This window comes from Paenibacillus montaniterrae, assembly GCF_018403185.1.
GTDB classification, from domain to species: Bacteria; Bacillota; Bacilli; order Paenibacillales; family Paenibacillaceae; genus Pristimantibacillus; species Pristimantibacillus montaniterrae.
Map to the genome: position 1 here is coordinate 22,819 of NZ_BOSE01000001.1, position 18,628 is coordinate 41,446.

25 protein-coding genes are annotated in these 18,628 nt (G+C 45.2%); 22 read left to right on the plus strand and 3 right to left on the minus strand.

Features of this window, described 5'->3' with window-relative positions; translation table 11 throughout:
• Positions 1-15 precede the first annotated feature (15 nt).
• From KJS52_RS00150 to KJS52_RS00245, 20 genes are read left to right on the plus strand one after another with little or no spacing between them, the layout of a single operon-like run.
• Positions 16-969 (plus strand): major capsid protein, encoded by a 954-nt coding sequence (locus tag KJS52_RS00150; RefSeq protein WP_213512528.1) that lies wholly within the window; start codon positions 16-18, stop codon positions 967-969.
• Positions 970-983: 14 nt separating this feature from the next.
• Positions 984-1,202, plus strand: coding sequence for a hypothetical protein (locus KJS52_RS00155; RefSeq protein WP_213512530.1), 219 nt, complete (start codon positions 984-986; stop codon positions 1,200-1,202).
• The gene (locus tag KJS52_RS00160; RefSeq protein WP_213512532.1) at positions 1,203-1,448 is read left to right on the plus strand and encodes a hypothetical protein; all 246 of its coding nucleotides are present in this window, start codon (positions 1,203-1,205) and stop codon (positions 1,446-1,448) included. It begins immediately after the preceding gene.
• A gap of 6 nt (positions 1,449-1,454) precedes the next feature.
• Entirely contained in the window at positions 1,455-1,826 is a 372-nt protein-coding gene (locus KJS52_RS00165) for a head-tail connector protein (protein WP_213512534.1), read from the plus strand.
• Entirely contained in the window at positions 1,826-2,149 is a 324-nt protein-coding gene (locus KJS52_RS00170; RefSeq protein ID WP_213512536.1) for a hypothetical protein, read from the plus strand. The genes KJS52_RS00165 and KJS52_RS00170 overlap by 1 nt, the downstream gene beginning before the upstream one ends.
• Positions 2,149-2,517: a hypothetical protein gene (locus KJS52_RS00175; RefSeq protein ID WP_213512542.1), complete on the plus strand. Its 369-nt coding sequence runs from the start codon at positions 2,149-2,151 to the stop codon at positions 2,515-2,517. Before KJS52_RS00170 ends, KJS52_RS00175 begins: the two co-directional genes overlap by 1 nt.
• Positions 2,514-2,909, plus strand: coding sequence for a minor capsid protein (locus tag KJS52_RS00180; protein WP_213512544.1), 396 nt, complete (start codon positions 2,514-2,516; stop codon positions 2,907-2,909). The genes KJS52_RS00175 and KJS52_RS00180 overlap by 4 nt, the downstream gene beginning before the upstream one ends.
• Before the next feature lie 9 nt (positions 2,910-2,918).
• On the plus strand, positions 2,919-3,374 hold the full coding sequence (locus tag KJS52_RS00185; protein ID WP_213512551.1) for a phage tail tube protein: 456 nt from the start codon (positions 2,919-2,921) through the stop codon (positions 3,372-3,374).
• Between the two features lie 47 nt (positions 3,375-3,421).
• Positions 3,422-3,730: a hypothetical protein gene (locus KJS52_RS00190; RefSeq protein ID WP_213512553.1), complete on the plus strand. Its 309-nt coding sequence runs from the start codon at positions 3,422-3,424 to the stop codon at positions 3,728-3,730.
• Positions 3,731-3,770: 40 nt separating this feature from the next.
• Positions 3,771-4,076, plus strand: a complete 306-nt coding sequence (locus KJS52_RS00195; RefSeq protein WP_246563158.1) for a Gp15 family bacteriophage protein — start codon at positions 3,771-3,773, stop codon at positions 4,074-4,076.
• Positions 4,073-6,637: a phage tail protein gene (locus KJS52_RS00200; protein WP_213512560.1), complete on the plus strand. Its 2,565-nt coding sequence runs from the start codon at positions 4,073-4,075 to the stop codon at positions 6,635-6,637. The genes KJS52_RS00195 and KJS52_RS00200 overlap by 4 nt, the downstream gene beginning before the upstream one ends.
• A 15-nt stretch (positions 6,638-6,652) precedes the next feature.
• A complete protein-coding gene (locus KJS52_RS00205) occupies positions 6,653-7,006 on the plus strand; it encodes a DUF6711 family protein (protein WP_246563001.1) in 354 nt (117 codons plus the stop codon).
• A 5-nt stretch (positions 7,007-7,011) separates the two neighbouring features.
• Positions 7,012-9,048 (plus strand): hypothetical protein, encoded by a 2,037-nt coding sequence (locus KJS52_RS00210; protein WP_213512562.1) that lies wholly within the window; start codon positions 7,012-7,014, stop codon positions 9,046-9,048.
• A gap of 35 nt (positions 9,049-9,083) precedes the next feature.
• Positions 9,084-9,647: a stalk domain-containing protein gene (locus KJS52_RS00215; RefSeq protein WP_213512564.1), complete on the plus strand. Its 564-nt coding sequence runs from the start codon at positions 9,084-9,086 to the stop codon at positions 9,645-9,647.
• Positions 9,648-9,690: 43 nt separating this feature from the next.
• The gene (locus tag KJS52_RS00220) at positions 9,691-9,894 is read left to right on the plus strand and encodes a hypothetical protein (RefSeq protein ID WP_213512566.1); all 204 of its coding nucleotides are present in this window, start codon (positions 9,691-9,693) and stop codon (positions 9,892-9,894) included.
• Positions 9,875-11,023 carry a hypothetical protein gene (locus tag KJS52_RS00225; protein WP_213512568.1) on the plus strand — a complete coding sequence of 383 codons (1,149 nt, stop codon included), beginning with the start codon at positions 9,875-9,877 and terminating at the stop codon, positions 11,021-11,023. The genes KJS52_RS00220 and KJS52_RS00225 overlap by 20 nt, the downstream gene beginning before the upstream one ends.
• A gap of 21 nt (positions 11,024-11,044) precedes the next feature.
• Positions 11,045-13,393 (plus strand): tail fiber protein, encoded by a 2,349-nt coding sequence (locus KJS52_RS00230; RefSeq protein ID WP_246563004.1) that lies wholly within the window; start codon positions 11,045-11,047, stop codon positions 13,391-13,393.
• Between the two features lie 55 nt (positions 13,394-13,448).
• On the plus strand, positions 13,449-13,850 hold the full coding sequence (locus KJS52_RS00235; protein ID WP_213512570.1) for a phage holin family protein: 402 nt from the start codon (positions 13,449-13,451) through the stop codon (positions 13,848-13,850).
• Entirely contained in the window at positions 13,847-14,110 is a 264-nt protein-coding gene (locus KJS52_RS00240) for a hypothetical protein (RefSeq protein WP_213512572.1), read from the plus strand. The genes KJS52_RS00235 and KJS52_RS00240 overlap by 4 nt, the downstream gene beginning before the upstream one ends.
• Positions 14,097-14,810 (plus strand): peptidoglycan recognition protein family protein, encoded by a 714-nt coding sequence (locus tag KJS52_RS00245; RefSeq protein ID WP_213512574.1) that lies wholly within the window; start codon positions 14,097-14,099, stop codon positions 14,808-14,810. Before KJS52_RS00240 ends, KJS52_RS00245 begins: the two co-directional genes overlap by 14 nt.
• A gap of 45 nt (positions 14,811-14,855) precedes the next feature.
• Here the strand turns inward: KJS52_RS00245 and KJS52_RS00250 are convergent, their stop codons facing one another.
• Both KJS52_RS00250 and KJS52_RS00255 read right to left on the minus strand, forming a co-directional pair.
• Positions 14,856-15,038 carry a hypothetical protein gene (locus tag KJS52_RS00250; protein WP_213512581.1) on the minus strand — a complete coding sequence of 61 codons (183 nt, stop codon included), beginning with the start codon at positions 15,036-15,038 and terminating at the stop codon, positions 14,856-14,858.
• 15 nt (positions 15,039-15,053) lie between these two features.
• Entirely contained in the window at positions 15,054-15,863 is an 810-nt protein-coding gene (locus KJS52_RS00255; protein ID WP_213512582.1) for an Ntn hydrolase family protein, read from the minus strand.
• Between the two features lie 877 nt (positions 15,864-16,740).
• Between KJS52_RS00255 and KJS52_RS27600 the strand changes: the two genes are divergently transcribed.
• A complete protein-coding gene (locus tag KJS52_RS27600) occupies positions 16,741-17,565 on the plus strand; it encodes a collagen-like domain-containing protein (RefSeq protein ID WP_281425527.1) in 825 nt (274 codons plus the stop codon).
• A 228-nt stretch (positions 17,566-17,793) separates the two neighbouring features.
• A complete protein-coding gene (locus KJS52_RS00265) occupies positions 17,794-18,309 on the plus strand; it encodes a DUF3189 family protein (RefSeq protein WP_213512584.1) in 516 nt (171 codons plus the stop codon).
• Here KJS52_RS00265 and KJS52_RS00270 read toward each other — a convergent pair.
• Entirely contained in the window at positions 18,301-18,540 is a 240-nt protein-coding gene (locus tag KJS52_RS00270) for a translation initiation factor 2 (protein ID WP_213512586.1), read from the minus strand. The genes KJS52_RS00265 and KJS52_RS00270 overlap by 9 nt on opposite strands.
• Positions 18,541-18,628 lie beyond the last annotated feature (88 nt).

An 18,628-nucleotide genomic window follows, 5' to 3' on the forward strand; every position in this document is an offset into this window, starting at 1 on the left:
GATGAGGTGATTTAAATGGCAGTAACATTGTCAGAAGCAAAGAAAAATGTACAAGACGCACTAACACAGGGTGTAATTGATGAGTTTCGTAAGAATAACTTTTTGTTGGATAACATGACATTTGATGACGCGGTAAGCCCAACAGGTGGCGGTGCCACATTGACATATGGCTATACCCGTCTAATCACGCAGCCAACTGCTCAATTTCGCGCCGTAAACAGTGAATACTCGTCACAGGAAGTTAAGAAACAGCGCTACACTGTAGACCTTAAGGTGTTTGGTGGAGCATTTGAGCTTGACCGTATTATCGCAGGAATGGGCGGTATCGCCGACGAGGTGCAGTTGCAAATGAGCCAAAAGATTAAGGCAGCGCAGGCCCTGTTTAATGATACCGTTATTAACGGTGATAGCGCTGTTGATGCGGAGTATTTCGACGGTTTGGACAAAGCGTTGACTGGATCTGCTACTGAGCTTATCCCGACAACAGCCATTGACCTGTCCAATTCTGCTGCACTTGATGCCAATTACAATTCATTTTTAGATATTCTGGATGAATTCTTGATGGGCTTAGACGGTAAACCTTCAGCAATTATGGGCAATCTCAAGTTGATTGCCAAAATTCGCGCAGTAGCTCGTCGTGCAGGAAGATATACGACCACAAAAAACGAGTTCGGCGAAAATGTTGAACATTATGACAATATTCCGCTTGTTGATCTGGGTGAGAAAGCAGGTACAAACGAACCTGTTGTAGGAACAAATGCGTCTGGCGAAACGTCATTGTACGTTGCTCGTTTGGGATTGGATGGATTCCACGGTGTTTCTATGGCAGGTCATCCACCAGTAAAGGCGTGGCTGCCTGATTTCACGACAGTAGGCGCGGTTAAAAAGGGTGAGGCTGAGATGGTTGCAGCAGTTGCTCTTAAGCGTACAAAAGCCGCAGGCGTTATGCGTAAAATCAAAGTAGTATAAAGGAGGGTGGCTATATGAAGTACAAAGACGATCTAGCTAACGGTTATGTGAACGGCTACTATGTCGGCATTCGGCAAGGCAGCCCTACACAAGATGAGCTGGAGCCACAGGGCGACGGCTACGAGGTACAACGGGACACAGTGAGACAAGGCACGGTAATGCAAGATGCTGCTCAACCAGGCTACCCTGTGCCTGATGACGGCTCTGATCCAGAGGAAGGCGGTGAAGAATAGATGGCTAAGGTAATCGCACCAAATAGTCAATATACAGGGCTGTCTGCAAGCGTCATGTTTGTTAACGGAGTTGGAGAGACTAATGACGCACACTTGCTGCAATGGTTTGAGGAAAAAGGCTATACAATTGAGCGATCGGATCCAACAGATGAAGAAATACTAGCAACGCTTAAAGCGGTTGCGGATGCTGACTCTAAGCCAGAACCAACTACCGAACCTGACAAGCCGGCTAAGAAAGGCAAGTGATGCGCTATGGCTTACGCTACAGCGGATGATTACGCCCGATACGGTAATGGTTCCATTCCACCTGATAAGCTTCCACAGGCGCTTGACCAGGCATCAGATGAAATTGACATCTTAACCTATAGCCGTATTATTGGCAGAGGATTTGGCAACCTGACACAGTTTCAACGTGATCGGGTTATTAAGGCTGTCTGCCAGCATGCGGATTTTCGATTTCAGTATGGCGCATTTCTGGATGTACCCTTCAGCGGTTATGGAGCTGGCAGCATATCAATGAGTTTCGGTAAAGATCAAGGCAGCGGCGCGGGGGAAGTACAATCCTCTAGCGCCGTTCTTAATTTGCTTAAAGCAACAGGCCTCATGGATCGGAGGCTATGCTAATGCGCTTCCCTTTTCCAAAATGGAATCAAGTCACGCCTGTAAAGGTTTATCTAACGGAGCTTTCAGAGGATGGCGAGCCAGTTGAGGAGCTGTTGCACGATGACAAATGCTTTTACGATGAGCGCAGCAGGCAGATTATGACCGCCGAGCGGCAATTGGTGCTGCTTAGCGGGTTGATCGTCATTGAGGGAGACATTGCGCCTGATCGCTCCTCATTTGAGGGCTATGTCATAGTGAGCGGGGAGCGCAAAAACATCTATCGTGTAAAGCGTCCTCGCAATCCAGATGGTTCTGTATTTTCGACAGAATTGGAGCTGAGCTGATGAAAGTTAATGTAATTATGAAGCGCAGCGCTCTATCTCAACTATCTCAGATTCAGCACCAGGCTTTAGAAATGACAGCAGAAGCCGTTAAAACGGATATTGTGACATCGGCTGTTGTACCAAAGCAGACAGGTGAATTGGAGCGCAGCAGCTTTGTAGAGGTTGAAAAGGATGTAGCTCGTATCATATTTGACACGCCATATGCCCGGCGGTTGTACTGGCATCCTGAATATGATTTTCGGACAGATAAGAATGCTAATGCCCAAGGAAAATGGATGGAAGCTTACCACAGTGGCGATAAGCAAAAGTGGGTGCAGGATGCTTATAAGAAGTTTGTAAGGCAGCTAGGCGGGGGGCTGATCCGATGACATTGACTCTTGGAGCATTTAGGGATTGGCTGAAAACGCAGATCGACAGCCCGCAATGGTATGCTGGCAAGATTGACGGAAAGAAAGAACAGTGTATCGGCATCTATGGCACGACAGGAGCGCCACAGCGCCTTGCTGTAGGTGGTAAGGCTGCAACAGGTTATAGTGTCAAAGCGGTATCTATTCTCGTCCATTGGGGGCGCAACTCTAATACTGCTGAACAGAAGGCGCAGGAGGTTTATGATGCGCTTTTTGGTGTTTCTAATGTCACCATCAGCGGTAAGCGAGTGATCATGTTTAGATTGCCGCAGCCTGAGCCGATCAGCGTCGGCACAGATGACGAGGGTATCTACGAGTACGTGATTGAGGTACACATTTATCATGAAAGGTAGTGAGAACGTATGGCAGTAACTAGCGGAGTTTTTCCCGTTTTCGATATTGTTTTTAAGGTTGGCACATCTGGCCGCGCAAGCGCTGCAGCGCAGATGGTGATTATTAAAGAAATGGAAACATTTCAGATCGCAATCGATACCAACGTCGAAGAGTGGACGCCGATGGAGACAAAAGGCTGGATCCGCAGACTTGCGACAGGCAAAGGATTTTCCATCACGCTTAATGGTAAGCGGCATGTTGGCGATCCTGGTAATGATTATGTAGCTAGTACAGCATGGAAGTCTGGTCTTGACTGCTCAAGTAAATTTGAAATTATATTTCCGGATAACAGCAAGCTAGCGTTTGACTGCATCATTAGTGTATCAACGCCTAACGGTGGAGACAGCACAAATGTATCAGGGCTTGAGGTTGAAATTATGAGTGATGGTGTGCCAACATACACACCGGCTAGCGGGGGAAGTTAAGGCGATCTTTTAGAGATCGTCTATTTTTATGGAGAGGATGATTATGCATGGCTAAAAATATCAACATTACAGAACTGTTTTCAGATGATCAACCAACGATTCAGATTGGAGACACGCAATACGCCGTAGACAATTCCATTGAAGCTGCTATGCGTTTTGAGGAGCTGGCTAATGGTGGAGGCACAAAAGAGCTACTAGCAGCAATTGAGGGTGCACTTGGAAAAGAGGCATACAAAGAAATTGGTGTGACTAAGTTTCAGTTACAAAATCTAAAGGTGCTAACCATAGCCATTCTAGCAGCCACGCAGAACCTAACGTACGAGGAAGCTGCTGCGCGATTTCAACAGTCCTCCTAACCGTGACACTTGGTACGACCTCAAAGAGGACTGGGCGCTTATTGAGGCGAGCCTAGCCAAGCAATACGGTATTCGGATCAGGCAGCATCGTGATATGCCTTGGGATGAATTTTGTACGTTGGTAGCTGGTTTGATGCCCGATACGCCGCTAGGTAGTGTAGTAACGATCCGAGCTGAGAAAGATCAAAAGGTAATTAAGTCATTCACGCCTGATCAACGCAAAATCTATCGAGATTGGCAAAAGCGACAGGCTGCGCAAAAGCTTGCTAATCCTGAGCAGCTTAAACAGGATGTGGCCCAACTAAGCAAAATGTTTGCGAGCATGTTTGGAGGTGGCAATGGATGAGTAGTAGTGTTGGACAAGTTAATTTAGATTTAGGCATCAATTACAACGGATTCCAGCGACAGCTCTCAGGCATTGCCGGCAACGCTACAAACATGGTAGGCGGTGCATTTAAACGCTTGGGCGGTGTCATCGCAGGAGCCTTTGCTGTGGGGACATTAGTTAATTTTGGGCGTGAAGCTATTAATCTCGCATCTGATCTTGCTGAGGTCCAGAACGTCGTTAACGTTACATTTGGCAGTATGACCAATGAGATTAACAACTGGTCCTCCAATCTTATTGACTCCTTTGGGTTGTCAGAGCTGGCGGGCAAGCGGTATGCATCCACCATGGGGGCTATGCTCAAGTCATCCGGCGTAAGCGGCGAAGTGATGAAAAACATGTCTGTCAGCCTGACTGAGTTAGCTGCTGACATGGCTTCATTTTATAACCTGAGCACCGATGAAGCTTTTTATAAAGTTTTTTCCGGGATGGTTGGTGAGACTGAGCCGCTTAAACAGCTAGGTGTCAACATGTCCGTCGTGAACATGGAAGCATACGCCATGTCTCAAGGGATAACCAAGTCTTGGCTGAGTATGACGCAAGCGGAGCAAACCATGCTGCGGTATGGGTATTTGCTGAAAGTAACTGCAGACGCGCAAGGCGACTTTGCCCGCAATGGTCAATCCTGGGCGAACCAGATCCGGATTATGGGCGAGCAGTGGAATATCTTTAAGGGTACCATGGGGGCTGGCTTTATCAATATCCTGACTCCAATTGTTAGAGGGCTTAATTGGCTCATAGCAAAACTACAAGTGGCAGCAGCCTACTTTAAGGCCTTTACCGAGCTTATATTTGGTGATGCTGTCAATGCTGGTGGTGCGGGTATGACTGCACCATTAACGGATGTGGCAGATACTGCCGAGGGTGCTGCTGGAGCTTTGGACGACATGGGAGCCGCTACAGGTAAAGCTGGGAAAGCCGCTAAGAAAGCCGGCAAAGATGTCAAAGGTAGTCTAGCAGGCTTCGACCAGCTCAACACACTGAGCAAATCGACTGCAAAGGCTATGAGCGATGCTTCTAATTCTCTGGCTGGAGCTGGAGCCGTGGGGGCTGTCGATCTTGGTTCATTGACCACAGGTAAGCTTGATCTTGGGATAGATACCAGCCAACTCGATACGTTTGAGCAATCGCTGGCTGGAATAAAAGACACTGCCAACAACGTATGGCTCACCTTAAAAGAAACGTTTGGGCCATCCATCCAAACCGCGCTCAACGAGATCATGCCCGTTCTCGCGGGCTGGAAGGAGCAGTTTGGCTCTATGTTTGCTGATATCAAGACACTCGGTGCGCCGCTGGCTAACTGGGTACTAAACGACCTTGTCCCACTATGGCAACAAGGCATTGAGACTGCTGGCGGCATACTTGCTGGAATCGGGGATAGCGCGCTGAATGTCGTGTCGAGTCTTTGGGATGCAGTATTTCCGATCATCGACAAGTTCGTGACGGAGGGCTTGCCGCGGCTGACCGAATTCCTGTCGGGAGCCACGGAGATATTCCGAGGTCTTTTCGACGTAGCCAAACAAATCTTTGATGATATCTGGCGAGATGCCATCGATCCAGCTATGCAGTTAGTGTCTGGCATTATCCAAGACGCGCTGGACATTATATTCGATTGGTGGGACGAATGGGGCGTTAAAATTATTGATAGCCTCAAAGATAATCTTGATAACATTAAGAAATTGTGGGAGAACATCTGGGACAATTTCTTGAAACCGTTCATTACAGATATGTTAGGTGTGCTAAAACGGCTGTGGGATGAGCATCTTAAAGGGCTTGTTAAAGAGATCGGCACGTTTATCGGTAAGTTGATAACTGCAGCATCTGACATCTTCAATGAGTTTATTTTGCCGATCGTCAACTGGTTAGTACAGAAACTAGGCCCGACATTCGGGAATGTATTTAAAACGATTGGCGATGTGATCGGCACCGCGCTGGGCATTATCGTAGATGTGGCTAAAGGCATCCTTAAAGCTTTAGGCGGCGTGATTGATTTTATTGCGGGCGTATTTACGGGCGACTGGGAACGTGCTTGGGAAGGAATCAAGACGTTTTTTAAGGGAATTTGGGATGGTCTTGTTGGTATTGTAAAAGGCGTTATTAATATCATCATTGATCTTATCAACGGCATGATCAGGGGCATAAATAAATTCTCAATTGATGTACCGGATTGGGTAGCAGAACTTGCAGGAGTAAAGGGCGGCAAATTTGGCTTTAATATTCCAACAATCCCGAGGCTAGCCAAAGGTGGTTTAGTCTCAGCTCCTACATTGGCAATGGTCGGTGATAACCGAAACGCAAATGTCGATCCAGAAGTGATCAGTCCGCTGTCTAAGCTGCAAGACATGCTATCAGGCAGTAATCACGCCGTCGTTGAGGTATTGCTACAAATTTTAGAAGTGTTGAGCCGTAGCCAAGGACGCGACACTGTGCTGCAAGTAAACGGAACTGAGCTTGGACGTTTGGCCGCACAAGGCATAAATGATATTACGCGGCGAACAGGTCAGTCGCCACTAACCTTATAGGAAAGGGGATGCCTGATGATAAAAATTAACGGCGTAGATATTGCGGTATCTCCTTCAGTGTTCAAGCCTACTATCCTTGATTTTGACGATGCGGATAGCAGCGTACGAACAGCAGACGGTACACTGAACCGAGATCGTATTACAGTAAAACGGCAGATTGAGCTTGAATTTGGACCTATTGCTCAAGATAAGATGGCTGAGTTGCTGCGGTCCATGAAAGATGTATTTTTTGACGTGACATACCCCGACCCCATGGACGGCACCGTAACAAAGCGGATGTATGTGGGGAATCGCCCGGCTACTTTTGCTGTTATGGACAAAGGTGTGTTGTACTGGTCGGGGCTTAAAATCATATTGACGGAGAGGTGATAAGCTTGTACCCAATATCACCGCTATTGCAGCACTACCTAAAGCAGCCTGAGCGCATTGTGAATACCTACGCCACGGTTGGATCTAGCGTCTATAACAAAGACCGTATTGTGGATTGGACGGTGGAAAACAGTCTTAGCTTGGGGGATGAGCTGCAGCTTGGAACCGCCATTCCCAGCAAACTGATTATCAAGTTGCGGACAAATGAAGTCATCCCGCCAAATACTCGAATTGTCCCCTATGTTACCGTAGAGTTTTCCGGCAATAGTTCGAATCCCGCGCCTACGCTAGGGGACTCTTGGGGAAATACCGGTAATGCTTGGGGGCAAGAGGAACAGACGTGGGGCGGCTTTGCTCCATCGGATTGGATTCCAATGGGCGAGTTCTATGTTGACAGTAGGGAGCGTCAAAAAGACGTATGGGTGTTTACATGCTATGATCGGTTGGTAATGGCAGATGTGCCTTATATTAGCTCACTGACATATCCTACGACAATGCAAGCGGTTTGGGATGAAATATGTACACGGTTAGACTTTCATTACGGCAGTAGCGTGCAGATCAATCCCGCTTATAGAGTGCCTGTTGGTCCTGCTGGATATAGTTGCCGTCAAGTGATGGGCTATATCGCAGCAGCTCATGCTGCATGCATCTACATGGGGAAAAACGGGGAGCTGAAGTGGCGGCAGTTTAAAGCGGGTGAAGCTGTAAGCGCGCATATGTCGTTGTCTGATTATGTGCATATAAAGCAAACCAATCCTGTTAAACAATACCGTCGAGTCGTAGTTAAGTACAACTTGCTGGATAACTTAACTTACGAAGCCGGTACAGGAAGTGAAAACGAAACGCTATATGTGGATTGCCCCTTTGCTACACAGGCAACGACAAATGATCTGCTGCAGCGATTAAATGGCTTTGCTTATCAACCTGTAACTATTCCTGCAAGGGGTTATCCTCAGTATGAGCAGGGCGACCGTATTAGCTTCGATCAGAAAAGCAACACAGCATGGGGCAACGCAAATTTTAGTTGGAAATCCGCTAAAATCCCGTGGGGCGGCATTACGCACTATGAAACAATCCTTATGCATGTGGTCTTTACCTATGCTGGCGGCATCAAGATGCAATTGGAATCAAAGTCCAAATCTGATCAGCAGTCTGAGTTTGTCGTAAAAGGGGCACTAACCCAGCAGATTGAGCTACTTAACGAAAATGCTGTACGTAAGGGTATTCCTTACTTTGGCGTTACGATCTCTCCTGAAAACGGCTTTACCGTGCAACGATCTGACGGCATATCCAGCAGCACCTGGAACAGTGATAAATTCGAGTTTAATGTAATTGGTCAGAAAGTATTTTGGCTGGACACCATCAATAAGAAGCTCAAATTTAGCGGCACGTTAGAAGGGGCAGATGGTATATTCAGCGGCAGACTTGAAGCTGGAGAGGTTATTGGTAGTACGATAATTGGCGGTGAGATAACGGGCAGCTCGATATGGGGCGGTGTGATACGAGGCTCTAATATCTATGGGACGAATATTGCCACATCAGAAGGCAGCTTCCCACTAGCCGAAATGTCAAGTTCTGATAATATGTTCCGAGTGAAGCAGAGTAATACAAACTATGCTGAGTTCAGAGCGAATTACACGCCAACTGGAGGTGCTGCGGTTCCCGCGCTGCGCTTTGTTCGTGGGAACGATTATATGGATTTCGGCGGTATAGGACCCGGCGGCATATTTGGTATGCAGGCTCAAAATGATTTTTATCTTATGTCCAGCAGAGGGGTATACCACTTTTTGTCCTATTTTAATGACTTTTCTCAGGTTACAGACTTGAGAACGGGAACAACTTTAAGGCAAGAGTTAGACAATCTCAATATTACAGTAGGGGCGTTAGTGTCCATGATTAACGGGAAAGCCACATCAGGCATAAGTACAGGTTTTAGTGGCAGTCATAATCACGGCATACCTGATGGGACGGTGCTTATGAGGTTTGATGGATCCCCTGTAACTTACCATGCTGCTCCTGCCCACTCGCATGCCCAAATCTAATATGTTATAATGTGGTAAAAAATAGAGGTGATCCTATGAAAAAGTTCACATTAAAGCATATGATTTTGGCGTTTGTAGTTGGAGCGGCAGCAATGGTTAGCGGCCAAGCGCTGGCTGACACGGTTTCACAAATCGGCAAAAAGGTAGATTCAGAGGCGAGCGTATTTGTAGACGGCAACAAGGTTAGTGATGCGGTCATCATCAAGGGCAAGTCTTACGTACCGGGGCGTGATGTCGCGGAAGCACTTGGGGCTAAGGTCGAATGGAAAGGAAGTCAAGGTGTTATGATCACTAGCGATACAGCAACAAATACTACTGGATTTAATTTCACGACTGAGGAAGAACTTGCGGAATACAATGCAAAGGTTAAAGAGTATCAGGATAATCATATAAGATTAACCGCAGCTATCGAAGGAACTAAGTATAGAATTGAGAGTCTTACTGGTTCGATAGAACATGCTGAGAAGCAAATAGAAAAAGGCTTCAGCACAACCCTCTTCGACCAGAGTATAGCTGAGTTCAAAAAAGAGCTCGCAAAATTGCAGGAAGAGCTTGCACAATACGAAAAGGAACTTGAAGAATTAGAGTCTACCAAATAGGTAGGCTCTTTTATTTTGCATTCCTTACTCTAGGAGGTGTGACATGCCACGAATCGAAAACCTTATGCGTTGTGAACTGAATCCTGCTGAGCCCGTACAGGAATTATGTGCAGTGATTGCAGCCGTATCGGCCTATCATCCAGGCAAAGAGACAGAGTTACTAAAAGGGCTTCAAGCCGCTATTGCTGAGCGGCTATCCATTATTGAGCCGAAAGGAGAAGGTGAAGTTGACGGATCGCTATCTTGAATTAGGCGCTAACGAAAAAATTAAAGACTCCTATCAACGCATTCCTGCCGCTTTCGATAAGGTTAAAGCGGATGTCGAAGATGCCGCAAAAGGGATGCATGGCGATTTTGCATTCTTCCCTCCGGCATTTGAAGGGAAAAATTCACCGTATAACTTAGCCGTCATAGAGGGGATTCGTGAAGATATTCCATTTACCGAGTTCTGGATTTTGGTTAATGCTTGGTATGACCGATCAACCAAACGCTTCAAACGTAAGGACATCGACAACTTTTCGTTCGGCTGGCAGTTCCAGGGCGGGGGAACTTACCCGGGAGAAGGCGCATTTGGTGACTTTATTAACCAAGGCGTTAACCTTTGGCGTGCCTTGGGCAGAAAGGCGTTTGCCGAAGGCGATCCAATGCGCGACCAAATAGGGGAGGACATTGGTTATATGAATGCGGAAGGTCAGTGGATTGAGTACGCTACGATGTATGGCTGGAATAACTGTTTTATGACGGATAGTTACGGCGGTATGACCATAGGAGGACAGGGCTTTGAGATAGATGGAAACGGCGTATTCCCCTTCAAGCGCGTATCATTGGGTATGTTCCAAGGGGGCAGCTCTACAGGCCTGCCACGAGAAGATTACGTATACGCCTATAATGCGATGTTGTGGAATGCTTATCATGGTCTATTCGATTCTGACGATAAGGCCAGCGACAGTTTTTTGTTTGGTATGCGTTGCCCAATAAATTTTTATGATGGCGAGGGCGGCAGCTTTAACCCGTACTCTAACCGCGCATCAATGGAAAACACAGAATTTGTGTGGTCAAAACGTGCGAAGAATACCCCGCACACCATAGAGTCATGGAGAGATATATTTTGTCTCAAGGACGACGGGGAGTTTAAGGTTAATGGTAATCATGTGTCTGTCGCTCATCGAGTTAATGCTACGATATCGGGCGGTAATTTTACGGCTAGTTTCCCAGCAGGGTACAACAAAAGTAATACATTTGTACAGGCTGTAATTGGCACAAAAGCAAACGGTGATCGTGTTCAGCTTAATGGAGCGGTCACACTGAGCAACAATATGTCAGGCACGCTGAATGATACGTATAGCAGTGTGAGCCTGTTAATTAGCAAATACTAAACGTGGAAAGGGAGTGTAATGATGGCACGATATCTTGAACTAGGCCCAGATGAAAACATTGATGCCACCTACCAACGCATTCCTGCTGCTTTCGACAAAGTTCAATCGGATATTGCAGGGCTTCAAACTTCTGCAACAGCAGCTGCAAATCATGCAGCCAATAAATCTAATCCCCATGCCGTAACTAAGGCACAGGTTGGGCTAGGCAATGTAGATAACTATGCTACTGCCACACAAGCCCAAGCGGAAGCTGGAACGACCACAAACGCCTTTATGACTCCGCAACGGACTGCACAGGCCATTACAGCATTGTCTCCATCGGCAGCTCCTGTAAAAAGCGTGGCAGGAAAAACAGGAGCGGTTACATTAACTGCTGCTGACATTGCAGAGACCTCCAGCGGCAAGATCATGACAGCAGCCGAGCGCACAAAGCTGGCCAGCGTAAGTAATGGAGCGCAACCCAATCAAAACGCGTATGCCTCAATCAACGGCATAGCAGCGAGTGCACAACAAGACTCCTTTACGATTGAAGGCGGTATTGGTATAGACATCACTAAAAACGCTGCCTCGAAACAGATCATCGTGACAGCGACCGGCGATGCTATTCCCGGCAAACATGGGGTAGCCCACTTATCCGATGGAGCCGACCCGATCCCGAACGCGACATTAACGGTATCCGGCTTAATGTCTCCTGGTATGCTTGATATGCTGCAAAAGGTAAATGGCCGTGTACAAGTCCTATCTCTTAATCAATACCGGATGTCTACGCCGGGCACTGATTATCCAATAGGCCTGTCGGTCATGGAGACAACAGGTACGGGTGGAGGATGGCCGTTTACGTATGGGAATGGTCAAGTCTTTACGCTGGCAACAACTGCGAATAACGTGACACAAACGTTATTCGAGACCGTCGAAACAACTGCAAAGCAGCGTGTGTGGACTCGTATTTACCGAGCGGACTACGGGGGCTGGTCGCCTGCTGCGTTACAGGTCAATAGGGAGATCGCGACTCAAGCACAAGCAGAGGCGGGCACGGATAATACAACGGATATGACTCCGCTAAGAGTCGCTCAGGCTATCACTAAGCTAGCTCCTGCAGCACCTGTGCAAAGCGTTGCCGGCAAGACAGGAGCCGTTACTCTTACGGGCACAGATATTCCTGCAGCTACAACGTCGGCGCGCGGTACGGTGCAGCTAAGTACAGCCACAAACAGTACCAGCACAACGCTAGCTGCTACTGCATCTGCAGTAAAGGCAGCGTACGACCGAGCAGAAGCGGCTTTTCAATCAGCCAGTGAGGGGAAAAGTACGATTGCTAGCGCCCTCTCTGGCAAGAGTGGGGTGTCCGCTTCTTCCAGCGAGACATGGGCATCGCTAGCAGGAAAGATCAACAATTACCTTGGTACGCGCGTAGGATACAGTTGGGATTACTACAACGCTCCTACTGGATTCTTGAATGGAAATGCTGATCTAAGATATTATGGATTCACTTCTGACGGAAAATATTTTTATATCCTAACAGGGGGAGGAAAGAATTTATACAAATCCGAGAATGGAGAAACTTGGACTTCCCAATCAACTAATATTAACGTATCGTCTACGGATTCTAGGCAGATACGAATGTTTGAGTATCTAGGAGATAGTTTTTTCTGCGTTAGTGTGGGGCAAACGTCAGATACATCAAACTGGATGCGATACTCAAGTGACGGGATAAATTGGGGCATAGTAGGATTACCATCTGGTTCTCACTATAGTCCCGTTAATAACCAGATGGTTTATGGAGGAAACCCAAGTAAATATGTATTTGTTACGTCTCGCGCGGGATATGAGTCAACTCAAATTTCCATATATGTATCTCCGGGTAATGTACCTTACACTTATTCACAATATTTCGCAACTACTCTTACGGGAAGTACTATTCCTATAATTAGTTACGGGAATAATATTTTTGTAATTGTGAAGGGGAGAGAAGTTCTCACTTCTACTGATGCGACAACGTGGACTTCTCACGGAAATCTTCTAGGACAGAGTTGCAGTTCGATACAATTCGTTAACGGATATTTTATGGCGCTAGGAGGCACAGCCATTTACATTAGCTCTAACGGCACTACTTGGACTACAATATCTCCTGTCAATCCTTCCCCAATAGACGTTGCTTTTACTGATGGCGTATACGTGTACTGTAGCTCAAGTAACCAGCGAGAGGCTTCAATAGACGAATTTAGAAACTCTACAGCAGTTAACTTGCAGAGCGGTACATGGATTATGAACGGTAAGGGAATTGTTTCTAAGCCGGGAATGTTCTTATCAATACAGTATAGTTCTACTACTGGAATAAGCAGAATTGCAGTTTCGAGATGGAAAGTTTGATTCAAGACCGAAAGGTCTTTTTTTATTGTCAAAAATCAAATAGGAGCGTGACAACATGGAGAGTTTGATAAAGTTTTTCGTTGCAATTGGCGGCGCAGCCGCATCATTTTTCTTTGGAGGGTGGACGCAGCTCATGACTGTATTGGTAGTGTTTATCGTGATTGATTTTGTGAGCGGCGTTGCCTTAGCTGCTAAAAATGGCAAAGCATCAAGTAGGGAGCTATGGTTCGGCGTTACTCGCAAGATCGGCACGCTGGCCATTGTGGCAGTTGCTCATTTATTGGATACGATTATCGGGGACGCCCATCTGATCAGAGATGCGGCGATCTTTTTTTATCTGGCCGGTGAGCTACTGAGTTTGATTGAAAATACCGGACGTCTTGGCGTGCCGATCCCGCCAGTGATTACGAAGGCCGTGCAGGTGCTGCGTGGTAAGTCGGGGGATGAGAGTAAATGAGTAGATATCGTAAAAAGCCGGTTGAAGTTGAAGCATTCTTATACACTGGAGATGTAGGAGAGGTTTATGATCGTCTAGGAGATAAGATGACACAACCAGTATCAGGGAAAGTCGGTATCGTTACCCTTGAAGGCATTGTGTATGCATCCCCAGGAGACTATATCATCAAAGGTGTAAAAGGTGAGTTTTACCCATGTAAGCCCGATATATTTGAATTAACGTATGAAGCGGTGAAGGATGAGAGCAATGAGCAACGCTAAGTACACCTATCGTAAAGCCCACATTCCACGGGGGACGGCGTGCAATCGTCGTCCTGGCTTAGCTCTATCTGCAGCGACTATCACGATACACAACACTGGCAATCCGACAAGCACTGCTGCAGGAGAGCGCGGCTGGCTGACCAATCCTGTTAATGATCGTACCGCAAGCTATCACATCGTTGTAGATGCAAAGGAGGCGATTGAGGTATTGCCACTCAATGAGGTGGCTTGGCATGCAGGCGACGGCAGCGGCGCTAAGAGTGGAAATAGGACGAGCATCGGTATTGAAATATGCGAGCGAGATGTCGATCTAGGAGGGTATGCTCAGACTCTTACAAACGCAGTGGATCTAGTCGCCAAGATGCTGCATGAGCGCGGCTGGGGAGTGGATCGGCTGCGCCGGCACTATGATTGGAACGGCAAAAACTGCCCACGTCTCATGAATATAGATAATAAGTGGACAGGTTGGCATCAGTTTAAAGATAGAGTTAATTTGAGATTGGGACAACTGAAAGGAGAGTCGGAATCATTGAATCTTACGGACTATCAATGGAAAGTGCTACAAAGCAATGTCAAGCAGCTGCGTGAAAGAAAAATAATTACAGACGCGAGCTGGCTTGAAAAAGTGCAGCAGCGTACCTTAACCAACAGTGAACTAAACTGGCTTAATAACGTGATCATTATGCGGTTGCTTAAGTAGACATGACAAAGCCCCTTACCGTGTGAAGGTGAGGGGCCTAATGATTCACTTATCTTTTTTGTCTAATTTGTCTGAATTACCTTCTTGAATTAACTTTACATAATTAGAAGCTTTTTTTGGAGTGAAAAACGAAGATGCTCCTTTAGCATTTGATTTTTCAATGTCTTCTTTTTTCGGAGTATCAGCGAAAAACAATGTTGCGTTCTGATTGAATTGAACAAACCCCATAATGATCAGCCTCCCTCAATTAATTTTAGTATCGTAAAAATGTTTTCGTTTTATCCATTTAAAACCCTCATACCTTGTAATTACTGAAATTTCTATCGGGCCCCCAACAGTTTGGTGACCTGGAGTGTATTTTACAAACTTAATTGTTGTATCAATTAAGTATTCGGCTAAATCTATTGCATCTTGAATAGGCATTGAAGGAGTGACCATTGGGGCAGTTAAATGATTGCTACATAGATCAATTATTTCTTGGATTTTATTATTCTGAAGACCAGCGAGTCTTAATACTTCTGGTAATCCAAAAGAAAAACCACTTAATATTCTATTTAACGCTTCTGGTTGCCCAGCCCAGTATGCTCCGGAAGAGTTTGTATCAGCCAATAACTCTGGACCGTCACAATTTCCGTGCTCATCAATGATAATTCGCCATTTTTCTGGCAAATCCGAATCTGACGAGTATCCACCGATAACAAAACCCATACTCCCTTGTGAACCGGAATTTTGATACTTTTCTTTATAAATAAATTCATAAAACAATCTAGTTATTTCTTCTACAGTGTAGGATTCAGTTTTTATGTCACCGTTGTCTGTTATCTTTTTTCTGAACTCCTTAACTAATGTAGATACCGATGAAAAGCCAATGTTGCCCAATCCCCAAGTGACAGCACCTACAGGTATTGCTTTATGTAAGTGAAAAACTTTAGCCGCATTGTCATATATATTAAGCACTTCAGGTCCATTTGGTGTCATTTGCGTCATTGTAGTAGCGCTATCTGCAGCTATAACCATACCATCGTTACATTTTATGGTTAGCGCTATAGTCATATAGTTAATTCAACTCCTTATTAATTAATAAGGAGGAATTCGACAAAAAACACCTAATACCTTCCAAACACATGTTCTATTTCACATAATTTAACAACTATTTAATAGCTATGATGATTTTAATTTAAATATAACTGAGTAAAAGAAATAGGAACGTATGTTCTTTTTTATATCGTAACATGTGAACGAAAGTTCGTCAATGAGTCTTAATCCTTTGAAACAGAACGAACGTTCTTGTATAATGGCATCAAAAGTAACAGAGGTGTAAAGTCATGAGAGACATACGCGACGATTCCGTTCGCAAGGTATACACAGTCTTATTTCAATCTCACCGTTACGAATGGGTTGGGTTGGATGTGCAGTTTGAATGTGAGGGCTATAAAAATGGGTGAAGAGAAGAATTTGTGAAAGGTTCTTTTTTAAAAGAAGGAATAGAATTTTTAATGTTTGGATTCAATTTCTCCTTATAAATTTGGGGGACAAATTGGGGACGGACTGCAGTATTTTGTATATACTACAGTCCAAATGCGAACAACATACGAACGCTAGAAGCCTTGATAAATCAACATTTCTGCATTGCATGCCATGTCAGGTATTGGAAAAAGCCATCTTGACAGGGTAGAAGTCGCGGGTTCGATCCCCGCCCGTCCTACCATATAGCGAATGTTCAAAGCCCTTGTATATACTACAAGGTTTTTTCTTATTTCGTTCAAGGCCATTATTTGAGGAAGAATCGCACATTTATTTTATGGATAGCTAATCCCCCAAGCATAAAACGATTACCATTCATATTAATAACATGTACACTCTATTCCATAGATTGCTACACTTGCCTCGACAAATGTTGAGAGCTGTTATAAAGAGGAGCATGGTTTACATGTCAAATGAGAATGAGCGTTTTCAAGCAGATGCTGGCCCGACGGGTCCAACGGGCCCGACAGGTCCAACAGGACAAAGAGGCTTAAATGGACAGAGTGGCTTTAAAGGTGATACTGGTCCAACAGGTCCGATAGGAGAAACCGGCCCAACCGGAATTGGCCCAACAGGCCCAGCAGGACCAAAAGGTCCGACAGGAGACACCGGTCCGTCAGGAACCGGTCCAACAGGCCCAGCGGGAGAGACCGGTTCAAGCGGCCCGCAAGGCGATACGGGTCCACAAGGGGATACAGGCCCGCAAGGGGATACAGGCCCGCAAGGCGATACGGGTCCACAAGGTGATACAGGGCCACAAGGTGATACAGGGCCACAGGGTAATGCAGGTCCGACAGGTCCGCAAGGTCCACAAGGTCCGACCGGAATGGCCGGTTTCGGTATAAGCTATACGTTTCCTGATTTTAATCTAGATTTGACTCAGAACACAGCGCAAACAGTTTTTTCGAAGTCTTTTGGCAGTGATCTCATTGACGGACAAAAATATAAAGTAGAGTTATTTACCTCTATAAAAGTGTGGCCTAATAATACCACTACTTGGGTACCTTATTTTCAAATTTCTGGTGTAGATAACTCAAATGGATACAATGTAGTTTATCCTTTTGATAATGCCCTAGTAACTAATGAGTTAATTTTTAATATTGTAGATACCCTAACTCAAAGTGCAGATTTAACGTTAAGTTTGACGGTGACTCCTGGACTACGTCCTCAATATCTTAATGGCGCATTATTCACTGAAATTCGCTTAATATTAACCCCCCTTTCATCCTGAATGGTTCAAACAGGTTGAACTCCAATCTTTTATTTTACTCCGGGACCTGTTGGAGACGGGTCCCAATGCGAACAACATGCTTTCTCCTGGTTATCGTATTAAAAGGTAACTCAAGAATCCGTGATTTTTCTGCGGATTCTTTTTGTGATGTGCCTCGTTTAAACGAACTTGAATCAAAAACGAATCAACTGCTAAAACTAGACAGGACAAATTATAAAGGGTGGTTGGATGATTTATATTTATAATGATTACGGCGGTACGCATACAACATCTTTAGCGGCAGCCTATCATTTAAAGGAACTCGCACAGTCAGAAAGGAAGCTGACGAAAGAAGAAATTTTAAATGTGAGATTTTTCAATAAACTAACGAAAAAGGATTCTGGAAAACTTATTTTTCATGGAATTGATGACAATGGGGACCCTGTATACACTTTAGGGAGAAAATCATCAAAGCTTGTTGTCCCGGCATTAAAAGAACTAAGCTTGTTGTTGCAAAACAGATACGAAATCAAGGAAACGATTATTTTCTCCAATACCTCACCAACTGTACCGCTGCCCATGACCTTTGGAGGATTTTTTTCCAGAGGACTGAAATTAGATTTTATTGGTGTTCCATTATTAGTTATAGGCGCAAAGCAATGCTGTGATGATATTTTTCGATTAGTTGAACATACGAAGCATATTGCAAAAAACTCGAATGAGGGACAGGTTATCGTGTTGGATAATAAAAGCAAGTTAAAGTGAATTTCTAACCTGTATTAGCTCATTAATATAATAATCAATTTGGGCTTGGGCGGTTTTAAGCTCACTGCTTTGAGCGTTTCTTGTTTCTGTTTCAGGGTTCTCTAATAAATCCAAAGTTAAAGCGGCTGCATAGGCAGCAATTCCGTCTCCAATTGTAGCAATCGTTGCTCCAATCAATGCGATTTTTGCAATTTGAATTTCTCTGGAATTTCGCTTATTGTTTTTGTTCATGATTTATTCCTTTCTACATTAGCTTTACCCATATTATATGCGCAGCAATTTGACTAAAAGCACCTGAAGTTAGAAATATTAATTAGAA